At 39.3% G+C, this 18011-nt stretch carries 13 protein-coding genes; 5 read left to right on the plus strand and 8 right to left on the minus strand.

Translation table 11 applies throughout. The annotated features are described in order from the left end of the window. Positions 1–16 precede the first annotated feature (16 nt). The 3 genes from HG267_RS40570 (at position 17) to HG267_RS40580 (ending at position 3475) form a co-directional block, all read left to right on the plus strand. Positions 17–2065 (plus strand): hypothetical protein, encoded by a 2049-nt coding sequence (locus HG267_RS40570; RefSeq protein WP_052335511.1) that lies wholly within the window; start codon positions 17–19, stop codon positions 2063–2065. Positions 2066–2332: 267 nt separating this feature from the next. Continuing rightward, the gene (locus HG267_RS40575; RefSeq protein ID WP_045875049.1) at positions 2333–2518 is read left to right on the plus strand and encodes a hypothetical protein; all 186 of its coding nucleotides are present in this window, start codon (positions 2333–2335) and stop codon (positions 2516–2518) included. A gap of 165 nt (positions 2519–2683) precedes the next feature. Next, positions 2684–3475 carry an Rpn family recombination-promoting nuclease/putative transposase gene (locus HG267_RS40580; RefSeq protein WP_045875050.1) on the plus strand — a complete coding sequence of 264 codons (792 nt, stop codon included), beginning with the start codon at positions 2684–2686 and terminating at the stop codon, positions 3473–3475. A 265-nt stretch (positions 3476–3740) separates the two neighbouring features. Here the strand turns inward: HG267_RS40580 and HG267_RS40585 are convergent, their stop codons facing one another. The 3 genes from HG267_RS40585 to HG267_RS40595 all read right to left on the minus strand — a co-directional run bounded on the left by HG267_RS40585 (position 3741) and on the right by HG267_RS40595 (position 6801). Beyond that, a complete protein-coding gene (locus tag HG267_RS40585) occupies positions 3741–4049 on the minus strand; it encodes a helix-turn-helix domain-containing protein (RefSeq protein ID WP_228045457.1) in 309 nt (102 codons plus the stop codon). 422 nt (positions 4050–4471) lie between these two features. After that, positions 4472–5149 carry a recombinase family protein gene (locus HG267_RS40590; RefSeq protein WP_071989503.1) on the minus strand — a complete coding sequence of 226 codons (678 nt, stop codon included), beginning with the start codon at positions 5147–5149 and terminating at the stop codon, positions 4472–4474. A 416-nt stretch (positions 5150–5565) separates the two neighbouring features. Then, positions 5566–6801: a hypothetical protein gene (locus HG267_RS40595; RefSeq protein WP_045875052.1), complete on the minus strand. Its 1236-nt coding sequence runs from the start codon at positions 6799–6801 to the stop codon at positions 5566–5568. 776 nt (positions 6802–7577) lie between these two features. Between HG267_RS40595 and HG267_RS40600 the strand changes: the two genes are divergently transcribed. Further along, positions 7578–9665 carry a pentapeptide repeat-containing protein gene (locus tag HG267_RS40600; RefSeq protein WP_052335512.1) on the plus strand — a complete coding sequence of 696 codons (2088 nt, stop codon included), beginning with the start codon at positions 7578–7580 and terminating at the stop codon, positions 9663–9665. A gap of 403 nt (positions 9666–10068) precedes the next feature. After that, on the plus strand, positions 10069–11079 hold the full coding sequence (locus HG267_RS40605) for a tyrosine-type recombinase/integrase (RefSeq protein WP_045875053.1): 1011 nt from the start codon (positions 10069–10071) through the stop codon (positions 11077–11079). Between the two features lie 77 nt (positions 11080–11156). Here HG267_RS40605 and HG267_RS40610 read toward each other — a convergent pair whose 3' ends face one another. The 5 genes from HG267_RS40610 to HG267_RS40635 all read right to left on the minus strand — a co-directional run bounded on the left by HG267_RS40610 (position 11157) and on the right by HG267_RS40635 (position 17999). Beyond that, on the minus strand, positions 11157–12770 hold the full coding sequence (locus HG267_RS40610) for a hypothetical protein (protein WP_155539710.1): 1614 nt from the start codon (positions 12768–12770) through the stop codon (positions 11157–11159). 142 nt (positions 12771–12912) lie between these two features. Continuing rightward, positions 12913–16251: a Swt1 family HEPN domain-containing protein gene (locus HG267_RS40615; protein ID WP_045875055.1), complete on the minus strand. Its 3339-nt coding sequence runs from the start codon at positions 16249–16251 to the stop codon at positions 12913–12915. Positions 16252–16569: 318 nt separating this feature from the next. Further along, entirely contained in the window at positions 16570–17172 is a 603-nt protein-coding gene (locus HG267_RS40625; protein ID WP_045875056.1) for a Uma2 family endonuclease, read from the minus strand. Positions 17173–17262: 90 nt separating this feature from the next. Next, complete coding sequence (locus HG267_RS40630; RefSeq protein ID WP_045875057.1) at positions 17263–17598, minus strand: XisI protein; 336 nt, start codon at positions 17596–17598, stop codon at positions 17263–17265. Further along, positions 17586–17999 (minus strand): XisH family protein, encoded by a 414-nt coding sequence (locus HG267_RS40635; protein ID WP_045875058.1) that lies wholly within the window; start codon positions 17997–17999, stop codon positions 17586–17588. Before HG267_RS40635 ends, HG267_RS40630 begins: the two co-directional genes overlap by 13 nt. Between the last annotated feature and the right edge of the window lie 12 nt (positions 18000–18011).

The following is an 18011-nucleotide window of genomic DNA, read 5'->3' on the forward strand; positions in this document are numbered from 1 at the left end:
TAGTTGGAGAATAACTATGGAATTTTCACCCGATATTCATCAACCAGTACCGCAACTTGCCACAAAGGAAACTGCCTCACTGAGGGCTGACTATCCCTGCATTGAACATTTGGAAGCGGGTAACATCGCCCCTTGGCTAGTAGAAAGGCTGGATCAATTATTGGTTCGTGCCAAAACTGAAAGGGCAGGGATGAACCTAGCTAAATGCGTCACTCTAGCAACGGCATCAATTGGGGCTGTTTGTTATGCCACCTCTCCACTAGCCCCCATCGGTGCCCTAGTTGCGGGTCTGGGTTACGCTTGGTCAGTGGTACAAGATATGACCGATTCCCACTGCTTTGCTCCCATTCCCTTTGTGCGGGGTAACTTCCTAGAATTTCTCTCAGCAATGGGTGACAGCGAAGCAAGAGCCGAATGGTTGAATGGCTCGAATGAAATTGTGGATTTAATGAACCACCTTACACCCACAGAGCGTAGTGAATTTGTGATGCTGCGGCAGTACACCAACACTCTCACCGATTTTCTCACGAGTGTAGAAGCAGGCAAGCGGTTCTATGCTTACAGGTGGCTGCTGGACAATTTCACCACTTACAGAGGTGCATTTCCTACTGTTGAGCAGTTGTGCAAACATTTGGCGCAGGTGGCCCCTGACCCCAGAATTAACCATGCACAAGTGACTCTCATTCAGGAACAATCCCAACTGCCACAACCAAAGCTGCCTTCACCCAAGTTTGTTGAACTGCCACAACCGCATTTTGTCCAGTTGCCCAGTCCCCCAAAGACTGAACCTGCTGCACAGGCAATAGCACCAGATATTCAAACGGTGTTAGCACTGCCACTACACCACCGAGCGATCGCAATTATCGATGCACTAACCAACAGTGGTTTTGATATCGCTAAGTGCATTCGTGACCAAATAACCGTGATTGCAGGTAATCAGCGAGGTGGTAAGGGGACATTAATGGCGATTTTAGCCATTTTAAGCAAGGCACTGGAGCCAAATACTAAGATTCATTACTTTACTGCCGGTTCGGACATCTACCCGTTTGCCTGCCATCGCCTAGTGTGCAGACTGAGTTACCCCCTATTGGAGGGTGCAAAGGCTGATGCTATTGTTGCCAGCGATTTGTACCAATATCTCAGGGAAATGGACAACGCCGCCCAAAATAGTTACACAGACATTATTTTGGTGATTGATGAAGCTGTGGCTTTGTCTGACTATCTCAGTGATGAGCAGAAGCAATGGATCATTCGCTTCCTGTTCACTCGTGCCAGCAAGAAGGGCGCTCAAATTTTCGTTGTGTTGCATGGAAAGAATCTTACTTCTTGGGTGGGGACGAAAAACACCGCAGGTTTTGGCGATACTTTCAAAACTGGGGCTACTTTCATTGGCTGTGAAGCCACGAGTAAAAAGCTGTCTCCACTCAAGTCAATCTCACTCGCAACTGGGCGTTACTTTCTGGCAGAAATAGACAGTTTTGATAAGGCGATCGCACAGGGTGAAATCGGCACGATTCCAGACTGGCTCAAAACTGAGGTTAATCCCCATTCTGGGCAACCAGATCCGGCGCGAACACTGCTTGTTTATTTTCCTGAGTTGAAAAGTGATTCCCCGGCTTTGGCTGATTCTGTACCAAGCAGCGATCAGCCACCGGATGAGTTTTTGAATCAGGCCAGAGCATGGATTAATGACAATTGGGTGATACCAGATGCTCCTCCGCCCACTTTCCCCCCAACAAAGAGCGATACCGACCGATACCAACCGACTGATAAGGCTTCTGAGCTTTTGGAATCGTCAGGAATCGATACTGGAAACGATACCGGAATCAGTGATACCACCCCAGAAATCGGTGATTTTAATACTCTTGCTGATGATACCGTCAAGGATACTGACCGTCGCTATACTCCTGCTTTCCTGACGAGTGAACAATTGGTTGGCATCGTCAAGCAGATGGTTGATAAGAAGATGTCGCAAACCCAAATCATCCAATCTTTATGGGGAGTGGAGAAAAACGGTAAGGGCTGGAAGCAGGCTTACACCGAATATAAAGAACTGTTCCCATGAGTTATGTTGAACAGTTAATAACTAATACCCCTACTAAAGCTAGGGGTTTCTTGCTTTCGCTCCCGGATTAAGAGGGGATTTCTTTTGATGTTAATTGCTGATTGAGTAAAAAGCTAATTCACTGACAATTATATCTGTAAATATCAAATGCTAACTGGCTATTAAAAGCCACGATGAAAACCAAAAAGCCATTTAATTACTTTTCCGATACAAAAACCTATACCTAAAAATATAATTAAATTATTCAGGTATGTGGAGGTTATGGGGATGGAATTAGGTATACCCCGAAGTGGGATTGTTACAATAGGAAAAGCAAACAAAAATAAAAAACTCTTACGGTTAAAAGCTGCTGATACTCCTAATGCAAGAAAAATAAAAAGCCAAAATGTGTTTATTAAGTTAGCTAGAGCTAGAAAAGGTTGTAATACATTAGTTATAGAAGTCATAATTTAATCTTTAAGATTTTAAGATATATATTTTTTCAATGTTTACTTAGTTGTAGTATTTTATAAGTATTAACCAAAAATAATAATAGTGTATATACGTAAACAATGAATTTACTATGCAAATTAAGGATAAAATTAATAGTGAATAAGCAGCAAAATTACGGTTGTTTTAGTGAAACGAGACTCCATTTATTACCAAATTTTTAAACGCTTTCCTGCGTTAATTTTTGAACTCGTTGATGACCGTCCCCAGCAGGCGCAGAATTATCGATTTGAGTCAGTTGAGGTGAAAGAAACCTCTTTTCGCATTGATGGTGTCTTTTTACCTCCAGAGGGTGCAACACCCAGGATTATCTTTTTTGCAGAAGTTCAATTTCAGAAAGATGAAGGTTTGTATCATCGGTTTTTTACCGAATCAATAATGTATTTGAACCGGAATCGGTCTTTCTACGATGACTGGTACTGTGTGGTAATTTTCCCGGATCGCAGTTTGGAACCAAGTGATACAAGAACTCATCGAATGTTTTTAAACAGCGACCAAGTGCAGCGCATTTATTTGGATGAGTTAGGTACTCCAGATACTCTGCCAATTGGCATCAATTTAATGCAGTTAACAATTGCATCTTCTGAATCGATGGCTTCGCAAGCCAAGCAATTAATTGAGCGAGTACAATTAGAGTCAACTGGCACACTGCCAAAAAACGAGATAATAGATATTATTACGACAATTGCCGTTTACAAGTTTTCTTCGTTAAGTAGAGAGGAAGTGGAAGCGATGCTGGGACTAACTTTAGAGGAAACGAGGGTTTATCGGGAAGCGAAAGCCGAGGGTGAAGAAAAAATATTGAAAGCAGCTGTCCCCCTGTTACTAAAAACAGGAATGAGTATAGAACAGATTGCTCAACAACTTAATGTTGATGTAGAAGCTGTCCGGCTGGCTGCTATTGAGAACACGGAGGAGTAAGCACACGGGAGATTGGCGTTTACAAGTTTTTGTAAGTTTTGCCGTGAAGACTTAGAAACCATACTCTTACTGAACATTGAAGAAACACGAATCTACCGAGACTTGGAACGTCAAACCTTTCTTAAAAGCAGCAGCACGCATGAGTGAGCATGGGTTACAGCATCTTGGAAACTGAAAGTCTACTCATCCTAGTTACCGATAATTTATCTGTAACTACTGTATCTTTAACTCAAATCTTTCGTAGTGATTGCCCTTCCATCCTCCCCTATAGCGATATAACAGTTTCAGCAGACTCGCCCTGCGCGTGACGAGAACGAAGATGTAAGGTAATTTCTGTATCGAGTCGTTTGAGGAAAATGAGGAGTTTGCCCTCACTGAACCGTTGAAACTCTCCTTTCATTAGATGAGAGACTTCTGGCTGCGGAATGCCAAGAAGTTTGCTGATTTCTCGCTGTTTCAGGTTGCGTTGTTTCAAAAGGCGCAGTACCTGAATCCCTATCTTGCCCCGCATCAAAAGTTCCGAAGCATCATTTAAACCAAGGTCAGCGAATACGTTGCCACTGCTCTCTTCCAAAACGTCCCTTTTATATGAAATTTCTTATAAAACCTGTCAGACAATAGCATGAAATGTTCCCTGCACCACAAGAGAGGTAAATTTTATTTACAGTTGTTTTCCCTCTACACCATGTCTAGACACTGGTGCAGAGAAAATTGATATCGGTTTTGATAGCAACGATTGATCAACCAGAGGTACAGAAGCGAGTATAGACAGCTGAGAAAGCCGCAACATCAGCAGATTCTATTGGTGTGGATTAGACCTGTTTTTGGTCATCGCGCTATAAGCATAAGCAAGTTTTATCAGCAAACGTCAGAATGCGGGTTGTAGCGTTGGGAATTGATAAGCAGGAATTAAGTGCGTCCGTTGGGTTCAACTCGGCCACGAAAGATATACGATTGTGGGCTAATACATTGTGTTATTGCAGTTTGTGGGAATAATTAAGTCTTGTGATAAAGCCGATCAACAACTCGCTTAACGCTATTAGGGTGCCACTGTCTACCAAGTTTGGTTTTGTATCCATTCATATTCATCCACTTAGAAATTGCCCCAAAAGACTTACCAGATTTATGGTGCTTGCGGATAGCTTCAATTGCGTCTAATTCTTCCAGATCAGGAATTAATTCACCATCAACAGCCTTCTGACCAAAGGCGGGAGCGCCATAAGCATAACCACCGTTGTCGGCTTTGGCACGTCTACCGCCTTGGGTACGCTCGTTGATAATATCTCTCTCCAACTTGGCGACCGCAGACATGACAGTGAGAATCATGTAACCCTGCGGTGTGGTTGTGTCCACTTGTAAATCTAGAAGAATTAAAGCTTTCCTTTGTGGTTGGAGAACATCATCAACCAGTGCCAGCACATCTCTAGTATTTCTAGCTAATCTGTCTAACTTTGCTGCGATGATTCCATCAGCACTTTCAGAAACAAGTTTTAAAGCTTCAAGAAACTGGGGGCGATGAGTCGTGTTTTTACCACTGCCTACCTCTTCAAAGATTTGTAACAGTTCATGATTAAAAGCGTAGCAGTATGCTTCGATTTTCTGGCGTTGTTCTCGTAAAGAGGTGTTTTCTGCTTGTGACTCGCTGCTGACTCTGACATAACCAACCAATTTCATTGGGATTATTTACTCTGCCTATGATTCAGGGATTATAGCATTACGGTAATTGAACTAACCGTAATGCACCAACTGGCACATATAGATACATAACTGGCAATTACACAAAATATCTCTAATCTCTCTATGGAATTAGTTCAAGTAGAAATTGAGCATAAATGCTTAGAAAGACAACCCATAGATAAAATGAGCATGGTGTGCCAAAGAAGGAGTCCTTAATCTATGGATGGTTTTAATAAGTGCAAATACTCATCATACTCTTTTGCGCTTGGCACAGTTTTAATCGCTAATAGGGATTTAAGTTATACCAATTTGATAATGTTACTAAAAGTCATCAATATAGCGTCTTTACAATTCTTTTCATCACAAATAATTTAGGATTTTGACATCGGTATAAAATTATTATTTTCTATATTTTACTTCATCATAGGCTTAATATCATTTAATTGAAGAGTTTCTCCTGATATCTCGATCACTAATTTATTTACAACATTTTCAATCTCTTGAGAAGACTTACAAAACATTAATTTTTTATTCATTTTGGTTAATTGATTCTGAAGACTATATTCTTCTTCTCCGTCCTTAATTTTTTTTTGCAGTTCTTCTCTTAGCTCATAATGAATATCTTTATATTCGGGATTAATATGGGCAGACTCAGAACTTCCTAAGTGATGCCCAGCTAAATGGTCAATTTCCCGAATCCAAAATTCTAATTCTGGTTCTGTTAGACATTTATAAAGTATTTCTTCCATATTCTCCTTGTCTTTTTTTTGTAGATAAGCCAACGAGCATAACTGATAATATCTCATTTTATATTCTTGTAGCGTATTCACTGATTCTTCAGAATCTTGTGTGTTGGATTCTTTATCAATTTCTACTTCGACAATTTCTTTATGAAAATAGAAACGTAGTTGATAAGTAGCTTGTTTAACTTCTCGTCTGATTTCGGCTTCAGTAAAGTGTCTCTGAGTGTGTAATCTTTTGTACTTAGCGATTTGAGCGTAACTCATTTTGCCGTTCATAATCATATCTAAAATTTCATAGTAAGATACAGAAAATTTTTGTAAAACTTTCAAAGAAATTTGAATATTTTTGATATCTTTCTCTATTTGTTGTTCTGAAATAAATACTTCATTTTCTGAAGTAGATTTTTTTTGTTTTGGTGCTTCAGATACCATCATTTTAAAGCTAATCCACCGTAAAAGACTTGTTATGCTATTAACATCTAATTTAGGAATACCGTAATTAATAATGGCAATAATTAGCATGGCACGCCAAAGATAGTTACGAACAATATCTTTCTGTTTCAAAACCCTATCTTCAATCTCATCTTTCCTCAAACCTCTCTCCGAAGAAGATTCTACGAAAGATAATTGCACTGCAAACCGTCTTATAACTTCTGATACTGACCAAAAAATAGGAATAGGAGGTTCTAAAAAACCTTTGAGACGCGAATTTAGTGGAGTTTCAAGTACTGATGCATCGCGTCCTACTCTTTCTATAAATTCCGAAGCTGATACTCCTTCAGCATCTGCTTTCTCCTTGATAGCATCCCAGGCTTTGTCCGTGACAGACAAACTTCGCACTACTTTTTTTTCATTAGGATTTTTCTTTGGTTCCCGTGCCGAGTTTGTTTTATTTTTTACTGACATAAACAAATAAAATTGTGAGTGGATTAAATAATATCTTACACTTTATTTTATTAAGTTATTAATATATATAAGTTATTTAACTATATATGTTATTTTTCTATATTCATAAATATTACAGTTTATTAAGTATAAAACACATACATAAACTTTCTGCTAAGTTAAAAACATAACTAATTATTGAGTTTAATAAACCATTCTGCTAAAAGGTAGTTTAAAGCTTAAAGTATATGTATTTTCAGTACTAATATTTGGGAGGATATTCAAAGTAACAAATAATTTATAAGTTATTTAGCACAGTAAGAATTTTAAATCTTTAATTTAAACTGTATAAATTAATGCAGTAATTGTTCTGGTAATTGATATATAAAAATCGACTCATCAATTTCTTGCAGTTACTTTACTTTCGGAATAACTTTTTACTAATTTAATTCGATATAGATAAACTGGAACTGGTACCGATTGCCGTAAATAAGCCAACCATTCAGAATATACAAAAAGCTTATTTTCTCGACTTTATTCATTCTGCCTTCAGGCTTCTTACTTCTGCCTTCTGCCTTCATCTACTAGTTAAAACGATATTTTTCACTTAGAGTTTATTATGTTGTAATTTTTGATAGTCAGCCCTTGTAATTACAATATAGATAATTTTTTTAACTGAATATTTTTTAGTTACATACAAGTACTTTTCTATCCTTAGCTCTGAAAATAGAGAGGATTGTATGGTAATTGCTTTTATGTCCATATTTATCCTTTACACCTTTTTGGGAGTAGCAAAGATGAATGCAGAAGAGCTTTTAGACGAGTATAGAAATGGAAAGAAAAAATTTATTAGCGAGCGCATTATCAATCAATCATTTCAGGGAGAAAGGCTTATTGATATTACTTTTCAGAATTGTGATTTGAGTGGAACAAACTTTGCAGGATGTGACTTGAGAAATGCTCAGTTCATAGCAAATACGAAAATTCTCGGCACAAATTTTTATGATGCAGATTTGACTGGTGCGTATTTTAAAGGTGTAAAAACAGGTTTATACTATAATTGGCAGTTTGCCATCATCGCATTAATATTATTTATTTGTAGTTTATCAGGGTTTACATCGGCAATTTTATTTACTTTTTGCTGCTATTATTTGAGGAGAAAAAATACTTTATTATGGGTAGTTATTCTCGTAGCAACAGCTTTTATTGTTTTTATCAGAACAATAGCAATAATTTATTTTAATCCTACTATATCATACTTGAATATAAATCTATTAAATTTGAATATAGGTTTATCTATTACGGCTATTGTGGGGTTTGCACTTATTGGAATTGTTGCAGCAAATGTAAATGAATCAGAAGCAATAAAGTCAATGTCATTGATAATTTTCTTTATACTACTAATTCTCGCCATATTTGTTTTTGGACAAAATATGCTAAGTCCTATTGAACAAAACCTACAAAGGTTAAACATTGTTACATCGGTAATGATACCAAAATTTGGTGATGGTAATTACCTCAAAGGAGTAAGCACTGGATTTATTGGTGCGATCTTTGGTGGTATTTACAGCGAAAAATCAATTAGGGGAGACAAAGAATTTGCATGGATGTGGAGATTCTTTATTCAGACTTTAATAGAACATTGTGGAACACTTTTTACAAAGTCCCAATTACGTAATGCTGACTTCACTGAAGTAAATGTAAAAGGTTGTTGTTTCAAAACAGCCAAATTTTACAATACTAAATTCCTGAGAGCTTCATTTTTAGAGCGTGCTGATTTTAGAGGCACTTCCTTACAAAAAAAATCTATTCAAAACTTGGCGAGAACTAAAGATGGATGTAGAAAAAATTTTAATGGAGAAAACTTGACAGTGATAGACCTTGAAGATGCATTTTTAGAAGAGGCTAGTTTAATTGGCACAAACTTGATTGAATGTAATTTAAAAGGAGCTAGGTTACAGTTTGCAAATCTTAAACGAGCACAGCTGCAAGGAACAATTTTAAGTAATGCTATTCTGACGGGTGCTTACATTAAAAATTGGTCAATCGATTTAAATACAAAGCTGGAGAATATCACTTGTCCATATATTTCTATAGCAGAAGAACCTTATGAAAGGCAGAGACCAGAAAATCGACATGAATTTTCTGAAGAAGAGGCATTTGCAAATTATGTTCGTACAGAATTAGAAACCATAAATATATTTCTCAAATCGGATAGAAATGATTGGGCGATAGCAGAATCTTTGTTTCAATTAGCCAAAAATAATCCTAATGAACAACTGAGACTTCCAATCATAGAAGCGATGGAAAATGGTAGTTTATTGATACGTATTCCTGTTGTTGGTAATAAGAATAAATCTGCGTTACGTAGGGAATTTCTAGAAATTTATAACAAGTTAAAAAACCTGCCTAAACAGACACCGCACAAATATGAAAACCTAGATGTATTAGAAAAATATTTCGGTATCAGTGGAGCACTTATTGTTAATATAAATACTAATAATATGCAGAAAAGTTCTATGTCAGAATTTAATCATTCAAAATACGACCAAAAAGGTTCTATTAATCAGTTTGTAGACACCGCTCAAGAAGGCAGTAATATAAGTTTTAATCAGAATAACCATACACCAGAGCAAAAAACTCTTGCTGAAGCGGCTAGCGAAATTCAAAAACTCCTCAAGCAATTAGAGAAAGATAACCCTACTGCTAATGAGGCTGAGAAAGTTGCTTACGTTAATGAAGAAACTACCCCTAGTTTCAAGAAACGTGTAGCTGGAGCATTTCAAGCTGGCGGCGAAACAGCAATTGATGAATTTATCTTAGATAATAAGTATCTCAAAGTGGCAAAGGCGACTATTAAAGGTTGGCTACAACCTGATGGTTAACTGATTTATTTGGTTTTTAAATATCAAACAAACGGGGGTGCTGTCTAAGGAATATGTACAACCCTAATCTTTACAGTGAGCCTGTTTTACCTTGATGTCGTCAAACAACCTTTAAACGACATTGGGGCGATCGCAAGAGATCGCGGATTGGCTTGACTAATAAATTATTAGTGTCTTCCTACCTCTTTCTCCTTCAAGAAGACGAACTCTTCTCTCCCCAAGTGGTTGAAGCATTTTGATATCGCTCTCTTGCAACGATTTTCTATCAAGGGTATAGAAGCGAGTGTAGACACTTGAGACAGCCGCAACAAGAGAAAAACCCCAACACTGTGACCCCCTGTGCTAGATAATGGTGTGTGGTATTGGAAATTGCCATTCTCGATACCGCAGCCAGGGTGGGGTCATGAGTAAAGAGAAAGAATCCGTCGAGTTAGTTGTAGTCCAAAAATTAGAAAATGCCCTCAGTGCCAAAATTGAGGCGTACTTTGCTGGTGTCATTGACTCTGACCCCGATGTTTTGGAGGAATTGCTCAAATCCAAAAATAGTGAAGGAACTCGTCGGGCTTACCGCAAAGATATCACGGATTTTTTTACTCGCATGACCGGGCAGCGCCCTAACCGAGATTCTATCTTGGAGTTTTTGCACCTGGAAGGTCACAAAGCCACGCTGGTAGTGACTAAGTACAGAGCCATACTTGCGGAAGCGGGGTTATCACCCAACACGATTAACCGCCGACTGGCTGCAATTAAATCTCTGGTTGCTTATGGGCGAAAGCTGGGGGTGTGCAACTATGCAGTAGATGTAGACAGTATTCCTGTGCAGGCTTACCGCGATACTAGCGGTGTGACTGAAGCGGAATTTTTGAGCGTGATTAAACAGTGCGATCGCTCGACTTTGGCCGGGAAGCGGGACTATGCTTTGTTGCTGCTACTCTGGGGCAATGCGCTGAGGAGAAATGAGGTAAGCACTTTAGACTTGAAACATTTTGATGGCTCTAAGGGGACGCTATCAATTTTAGGTAAGGGCAAGCTTGTACGAGTGACGATAAATCTGCCAAAAGTCACTGTGTTAGCGATTACTGATTGGGTGATTGAAAGGGGTGGTGATATGTCGTCGTCCCGCCCGTTGTTTACCTCGGTTGACTTCCAAAATTTTGGTCACAGGTTAACCGGGGATGGTATTTATAAAATAGTCAAGCGATTGTTTAAACGGGCAGGGGTTGAAAAGCACATGAGTCCTCACCGTTGCCGCCACAGTGCGATTACTGCTGTACTTGAAAAGACCGATGGCAATGTGCGGAAAGCCCAGAAACTCAGTAGACACGCAAAACTAAATACGCTGCAAATTTACGACGACAACCGCAATCGTGATCAATTGGAAATGTCTGAGTTATTAATGGACGGGTTAGATTGAATTGATTTCAACACCTGTTATAAAAAATTTGAAAAGTTAATACAAACGAATTTTTAGTTTTATGCGGCTTTTAAACATCAACCTTCACTGATAGAGATTTTAACAAGATGTCGCACTGGCAAACCATCTTCTATTGATTGACCGCTTGCATAATTAACAATATTAGGAAACTCATCACCGTACCAACAACCAATAAAGTCATGAAGTACAAAATCTGCTAAGTTTCTTGCAATAGGTCGAACACTATTAAATGAAACATTTTTTTTGACTTTTTTACCTTCTCTAGCACTAGCTGAACAAAGCAGATTCTCTTTCGTAGAATCTTTTACCGAAGCTCTAATTATACCTTTAATATTATTTGCAGGTATAACTAGAGTATTAGAAGGAGGAAGTTGATTTGGCCCAAACAGAAAATAGCAACTATATGGTGAAATCTTTATCAAATCATTGCATTGTCCTACATCTATAGTCCAAGAAGATTGAAAATTATTACCATTATGATTTAGCTTTTTACACTGTATAAGAATTGCATGGCTCTTTTTAATTTCATTATTCACAAGACATTCAAATATGAAAGCAATATCTGCATTCCAGACGTTCTCTTGCCTTTGAGTATCTCTATATGAAAAGTTAATATAGTTTATTGCACGTTTATGTTGCCGTTTCCACGTTTGTAAGAATCTATTGAGTGAATTAAACTCGGATTCTAAAAACATTAAGAGCCTTTCTGTGAGTGATTCTTCATGCTTACCATAGTTGTCCTTGAAAAATTTTGAAAAATTTTCATCTGAGTTTCTAAGAGCTTGATAAATAGCATTTTCTACATTATAGTCATTTATCCAAGTAAGTCCTTTATTTAATTTTAAAGTAGTGGATAAATCTACTTTATTATAATAAGCATGAGCATAACTTGTGTTAGAAACAGATAATTCAGTAGGAAAATCTTCAATAAAAGTTTCATCAAAATAAGATAAAATAACTTTTGCTCTTAGTACAATGCTATAATCATACTGCTCATTTTGAGCTATTTTTCGTAGTTCATCTAAATCATCCGCTTTAATGGATGATACAAGAATAAAAATTACATCTTCTTCTATTTCATGGCACTTTAATAATAAAAAGTTAAGTAATAACTTAGTTATTTCATTATCCTTATTAAAAGATTTAATAATTTCATTTTTAATTACTAAACGCTTTCTATTGTTAAATATGAAGTAATTATGTCCATTTTTTAGCAAAAGGCTATTAAGATTGTCTAAAACAGTATTAAACTCATTTTTTGATTCACTTTGTAATTCCACATATTCTAAAATAAGTATTCTTATAAAATCTTGATATTTCTCTTCTATTACTATTGTTAGACTGAAGAGATTATTTAAAATACGTTTTTTGAGTTGAGCTTTTTCGTTGATACAAAATCTTATTAAATGTTCCAAAAATCTTTTTTGTTTATTATCAAAATACTGTTTTTTTCTGTGACGATTAAAATCCTCCTCCCAAGTCTTTAACAGGTCATCCTCAATAAAATTCAATATGTGTGTGAAGATATCTGAGATATTTGAAGAAAGATAGGTAAAATGTTGTAAAATTTCTTCATAATTTGCTTCCCAATCCTTTAACTTTGACCATAATTCAGTAATAATTTGGCGCGGGTTTTGAGATAGAGGGTACATAGATTTAACTTCTAACAAAGTGAAATATTTAGGAATAAGCTTGCAAATAGAAATAGAACAGTAAAAGGTGTTAAGTCTGAAATGCTTGCTGCATAGTTTTTTGAGTCGTCAATCAGAGCAGGCTTAGTTCGCCTATTATTCCTGTCATGTGAGTGTAGTCCTACTCCTCCTCAAAACTATGAGTTTTGAACTTCAAAGTCCGACAATTTTCACTTACTGTGCGAATCACATGGTCTGGTACTCCGTCAGGTAATTGTACCTGAACTTCCAAAGTTACTTGTACATCTGCACCTACTAAACTTGCTAGGTGTTGCAAAACTTCGTTGGCTACAAGTCCAGCATCTCGCGTAACACGTAGTGGATCTAAATCAATTGACCCATAAAAACGGCGCAGTTGCTTCTGTGGTGTAGTAGTGGAATTGCCTGAACTTGTTTCAGTATTATTTGCAATAACAGCGCTGTTGTCATTGATCGCACTCTCTCCCCTAGCAATCTGTTCTTGTTGTCGCCTCAGTTCTTGTTCTTCCGCATCTGCAATCAGTTGCCGATCTGCGACATCGGGTTTAACCAGCCAGCTTTGGCTGCTGAGTGTTGCTGTAATATGTTCGCAAGCTTTCAATCCTAAATAGCGTTGCTTGGCTTCGTCGTAGCCAGTTGCATAAGCAAAGTTTTCTGTCCGCAGTAATGCTGCTACTCCTTCCTGAATGGCATCTATTAGCACTTGTTCATTTTTCAGTCTGGGTAAATACGGATAGTTAGTTAAGTATTTCCACAGTGCTTTCAGGTCAATGTGGTTGGCATTGCGCCAGATATAAAGGTCAAGAACTTCTAAGCGCAGACGTGAGGCAGAATAATTAGCAATCAGGTGTTCTTCATGGATTAATTTGCGACTGGCACGAAGAATTAGAGAATCTTGTCCTTGGAGGCGAATTTCTTCCCAAATAATGGGATTTTGTGGGTCGGGTTGAGTAGGAACTAGCAACCACTGGTAAGTTTCTTGCAGTAAAAAATCGACAGTTTTATCGGTATCTTTTTGCTTTTGCGTTGCTTGATTACTTTGAGAAACATCCAGGTTTAAAGCATCTTTGTCATCAATAATAGAATCCCAAGCTAAAAATTGACAAACAGACTGCACTAAACCATCAAGTTTGGTCTTGTCTGGTGCGAGGAACAACAGCAGATTCTTACAATAACGGGGGCTAGCTCCTTTATAGGAGAGAATTTCTGTAACTTTCTCATAAGCCGAGCTATCTTTGGCTTTGCCACTGTGGGAATACTGTGGCCCCATAACAACTAACCGCACGCCCATGTTTTCATCATCTGGGATATCTGCACTAGAATTTGGGGCTACGTGGACTCCAGCAAATTCACCACGCTGCTTGTCAGCCCTGAGTCTGCGAATAATCTCTTCCCAAACACGGTCTGCATCTTGTTGAATCTGGTTAGCTCGGTCTTGGGCGGTGCGGGTAACATTGGGTTGAGTTGATATCCAGTAACGATTACCATCGCCTACATAGAGATAAGTAGCTTGGTCGCTCAGGCGGCGCAGGGCATCACCGAAGGTGGCAGCACTTTCACCAGGCTGGACACAGCCAAGTTTGATGCGGCGGTCTTCTAATCCTCGGTTGGCGGCTCTTAAAGTGGGGGCAGAACCAAGGTAAATGGTACGGGTAACGCGGCGACAAGCAGAGTAGCGTCCCAGGTTGGGATTTTGACCATCCAGGGCAACCGGCAGGGAGTTAGTACCATCCACGTCTTTTTCAATTACTGGCACCCAGGAGTCTTCTAAGTAGCGGGTGAGTTCTGACTGCACTTGGGTGTCAGCCATAGGTACGTTGGCTGGTAGGATCATTAAAGAGCGATCGCTCTGCTCCCAGAGAAAGTGAATTACCTTGGCCATCAGCCGCAGTACGCCCCTAGTGCGTTGAAATTTATCCAAGGAAGACCAGTCGCTGTAAAGGCGGTCAAAAAGTTCGGGATGGATGGGATAAGCTTCTTTCAGGCGGCGTTCGTAGTCGGCTTCCCGGCACTCTAGAGGAAATTCTTGGGACTGGGTGCGATACATTTCGCTGAACGCCCGCACCACAGCATCACGGGCAACATATAAGTTGGTGTCAGTAAGCGGTTGGAACAAGCGACGACGGACAATTTCAAAACTTTCTTCCGCACTCGCAGGTCGCCAGGGGGACTCAACCCGACCAATAGCATTTTTTAAGCGGTTGAGGGCTTCTTTACCTCTATCGCCCCCAATTTCAATGTCAGAAGCAGGTATACTGACTACTAACAATGTGCGATCTGCGTTTTTGGCTGATTCGCTTATGGTTTGAGCAAAGGTGAAGTGAGTATCAAAGCTGCCTGCTGGTAAATCCCTGCCATCATGGAGTTGGCGGGCGTAGGATACCCATTCATCAATGAGAATGAGGCAGGGGGCATAGCGGTTAAATAGATGTTTGAGGTTGTCACCTGGGTTAGTGGCGGATTCGTCGGCTTCTCGTACCATCTCGTAACCTTCTTTACCGCCTAATTGCCAAGCTATCTCGCCCCAAAGTGTTCTGACAACAGTACCGTCTTTCTTTTGGTGCAGTTGACCGGGAGATATTTTATTACCTACTAAGACAACAGTTTTAACATTCTCAGGCAGTTCTGAGACACCAGCCGTGGCAAACACTGGTTCTAATCCTGGTAATTCGCTGGCAGAAACTCCAAAGCACAGGTGATACAATGCCAGCATGGCGTGGGTTTTACCACCGCCAAAGTTAGTTTGCAGTTCAATTACAGGGTCGCCGCTTTGACCAGACAGGCGGAGTAAAGCATTGCTCAGTAGTTGTTTCAGTCCTTCAGTCAAATACGTGCGGCGAAAGAATTCTGTAGGCAAGCGGTATTCATCAGAACCTTCATCTAAGTAAACTTGCCACAGGTCAGCAGCGAATTCTGCTTGCTGGTAGCGACCAGAAGCGACATCGGGATGGGGGGTGACTATTTCTCGCCAAGGTTTTAGACCGCCAACGGGATTGGTTTCTATGGCTGTAACTGCTGCTTTGCGAGTTTCGCGGCGGGCTTGTTCATCAAAGCGGATGCGGAGTAGTTCTTGTTTTTGTTTTTCCACAGCATCAGCTTCTGGGGCGGAGACAGCAGTTAAGAGGCGGGTAATGCTGTCAAGGGCGCGATAGGTGTCATCTGTAGAGAAAGCGTCATTGTGCGCCCAAGCGTTGCGCGTGACCATTAACTCGCCAACTAAGTTTTTTTCCGCATTGCCTAAAGTTTCTTTAAATACATCCCGCCACTGATTCCACATCACTTTCAGCAGTTCGGAGACATCCTGTTTCAGGATTTGGGCAACAGGGCGGCGCAGGTTCCGGTCTTCTGATACAAAGGGAGTAGCGGCGACTACCCATTTATCACCGTATTTGGCTCGCATTTCCCGTTCTACAAAGGGATATAAGCCTTGTTGTAGTGACTCTAAGGCTCTGCCTACTCGTTCGCGGTTACTAATAGCCATAGTTAAATTTTAGACAATAAAATCAGAACTTTTCCGGCTAGGCTCTTAGTTAGCGTAAGTGGCTGCCTTAATTTATAGTATATTTTAAAACTTACGTAACAGCATACACAGTATGTTACCTAAGATTAAGCGGGTGAAATCCCAAAACAATTTTCTCTTTGGGAATGCCTGCGGCTACTAACTTTTAGGTTACGCCATCTTCGGTGTCATCCCGTTATATGCAAATTTTGTCATTAATTTCTCTTAAAAGTGTACCAATTGCTTCTTTAAACAAAGCTGTAAATATGCTGTCGCGCACTGCCAAATATGATAATGTCACTATGGCATAATATCGTCAAGTTTCAGTTGTAAGTTGGGAAACAGAGAAGAGGAAATAGCATCTCCCAAGCGATATTGTTGCTGCTGATATACACCATTAACTAGTTGACAGATTGTGAAGGTAGGTTGTTTGGGATTACCGATAAATTGCAAGCCACCCAAACCGCGAAAATCTACAATCCAATATTCTGGTATTTGCAGAAAGGCATATTCTTCAACTTTTCTGGCATAATCATCCTGCCAATTTGTACTCACCACTTCAGCAACCAACTGAATAGTATTGCCATTACAAATAATCGGTTCTTTTTGCCAAAGTGGTTCGTTGCTAAGTTTTGCTTTATCTAAAACAATAACGTCTGGACGGAGTGCTGTTGCTTCAGCAGCAGGTGGTTTAATCAAACAAGTTTTTGGAATCAGCCAGTTAAAATTAGCACGAAGAATTTCAGCATAAATTCTCCCAGCAATATTTCCTGAAACTTCTTCATGAGGGCCAGTTGGTTCCATGTCGCGTAGTTCTCCGTCAATGAGTTCGTAACGGGGGTTGTCCCCGTACTCGACTAAAAATTGCTCGAAAGTGAGGAGTTTAGGTGGGCTGTAAGTCATGTTGCTGCACTCCAAATTCAAAATGAACAATGCTCATCAAAAGGAATAGATAACAAACTATACTTCACGGACAAAAATGTGTTGTATGCGTTATCCCACAGCAAAACTGGTTAGTTGACGCATTTTTGGTGTATGGAAGCCAATGACAATATCCTGTTTAGGTACACCCATTTCTAATAATTCCGCAGCGATATCTACTTCAGTGGTATTTTGCTGAATCCAGATTTTTTCATTTTTGATATCCAGGTGCATGATAGGGCCATAAACCCGTTTTTGTTGATTCCAACCGACACTGATAATTTGGTAATGGTCACGTTGTGTATCAAATATTGGCTCGACTTCTACATCACCATAACTAGGTTTATACTGTGCATATTTCTCTAAAAGTTGCTGCACTTTTAGTCGATATTCATCTAATTTAGCCATTGCACTATTTCCTCCGTTTCAATGTTATAAATCAGCAGTAGAATTTTGGTTTCCTGCACGACTGTTTGAGTAAAGGGCAAGCTAAAAAAATCGTTATAAGTTACTGAAGGGACTGCCAAATATAAAATTCGTTCTGGGTCTTCTGTCCGTAGGGCAATGCGATAGTTGATAAATTGCCCCAAGGCTGTATGAAATTCTGATATTTTTGAGGCACTGGCGAAACTTTTAATTTCAACTGCTATTTTCTCCCCGGATTTTTCTGCGGCGATGAGGCGTTCTGCACCTAAATCAATTTGCACATCTACCCCACCGCAACGAATACTTAACGGGTCGTCTGTAATTGTCCATCCGTCTTTTTCTAGGGCTGACCTCACAATGTCATGAAATAAATCTCGCGCCATACCTATTTATGT

Origin of the sequence: Tolypothrix sp. PCC 7601, from assembly GCF_025677855.1 — a bacterium.
GTDB lineage: Bacteria > Cyanobacteriota > Cyanobacteriia > Cyanobacteriales > Nostocaceae > Aulosira > Aulosira diplosiphon.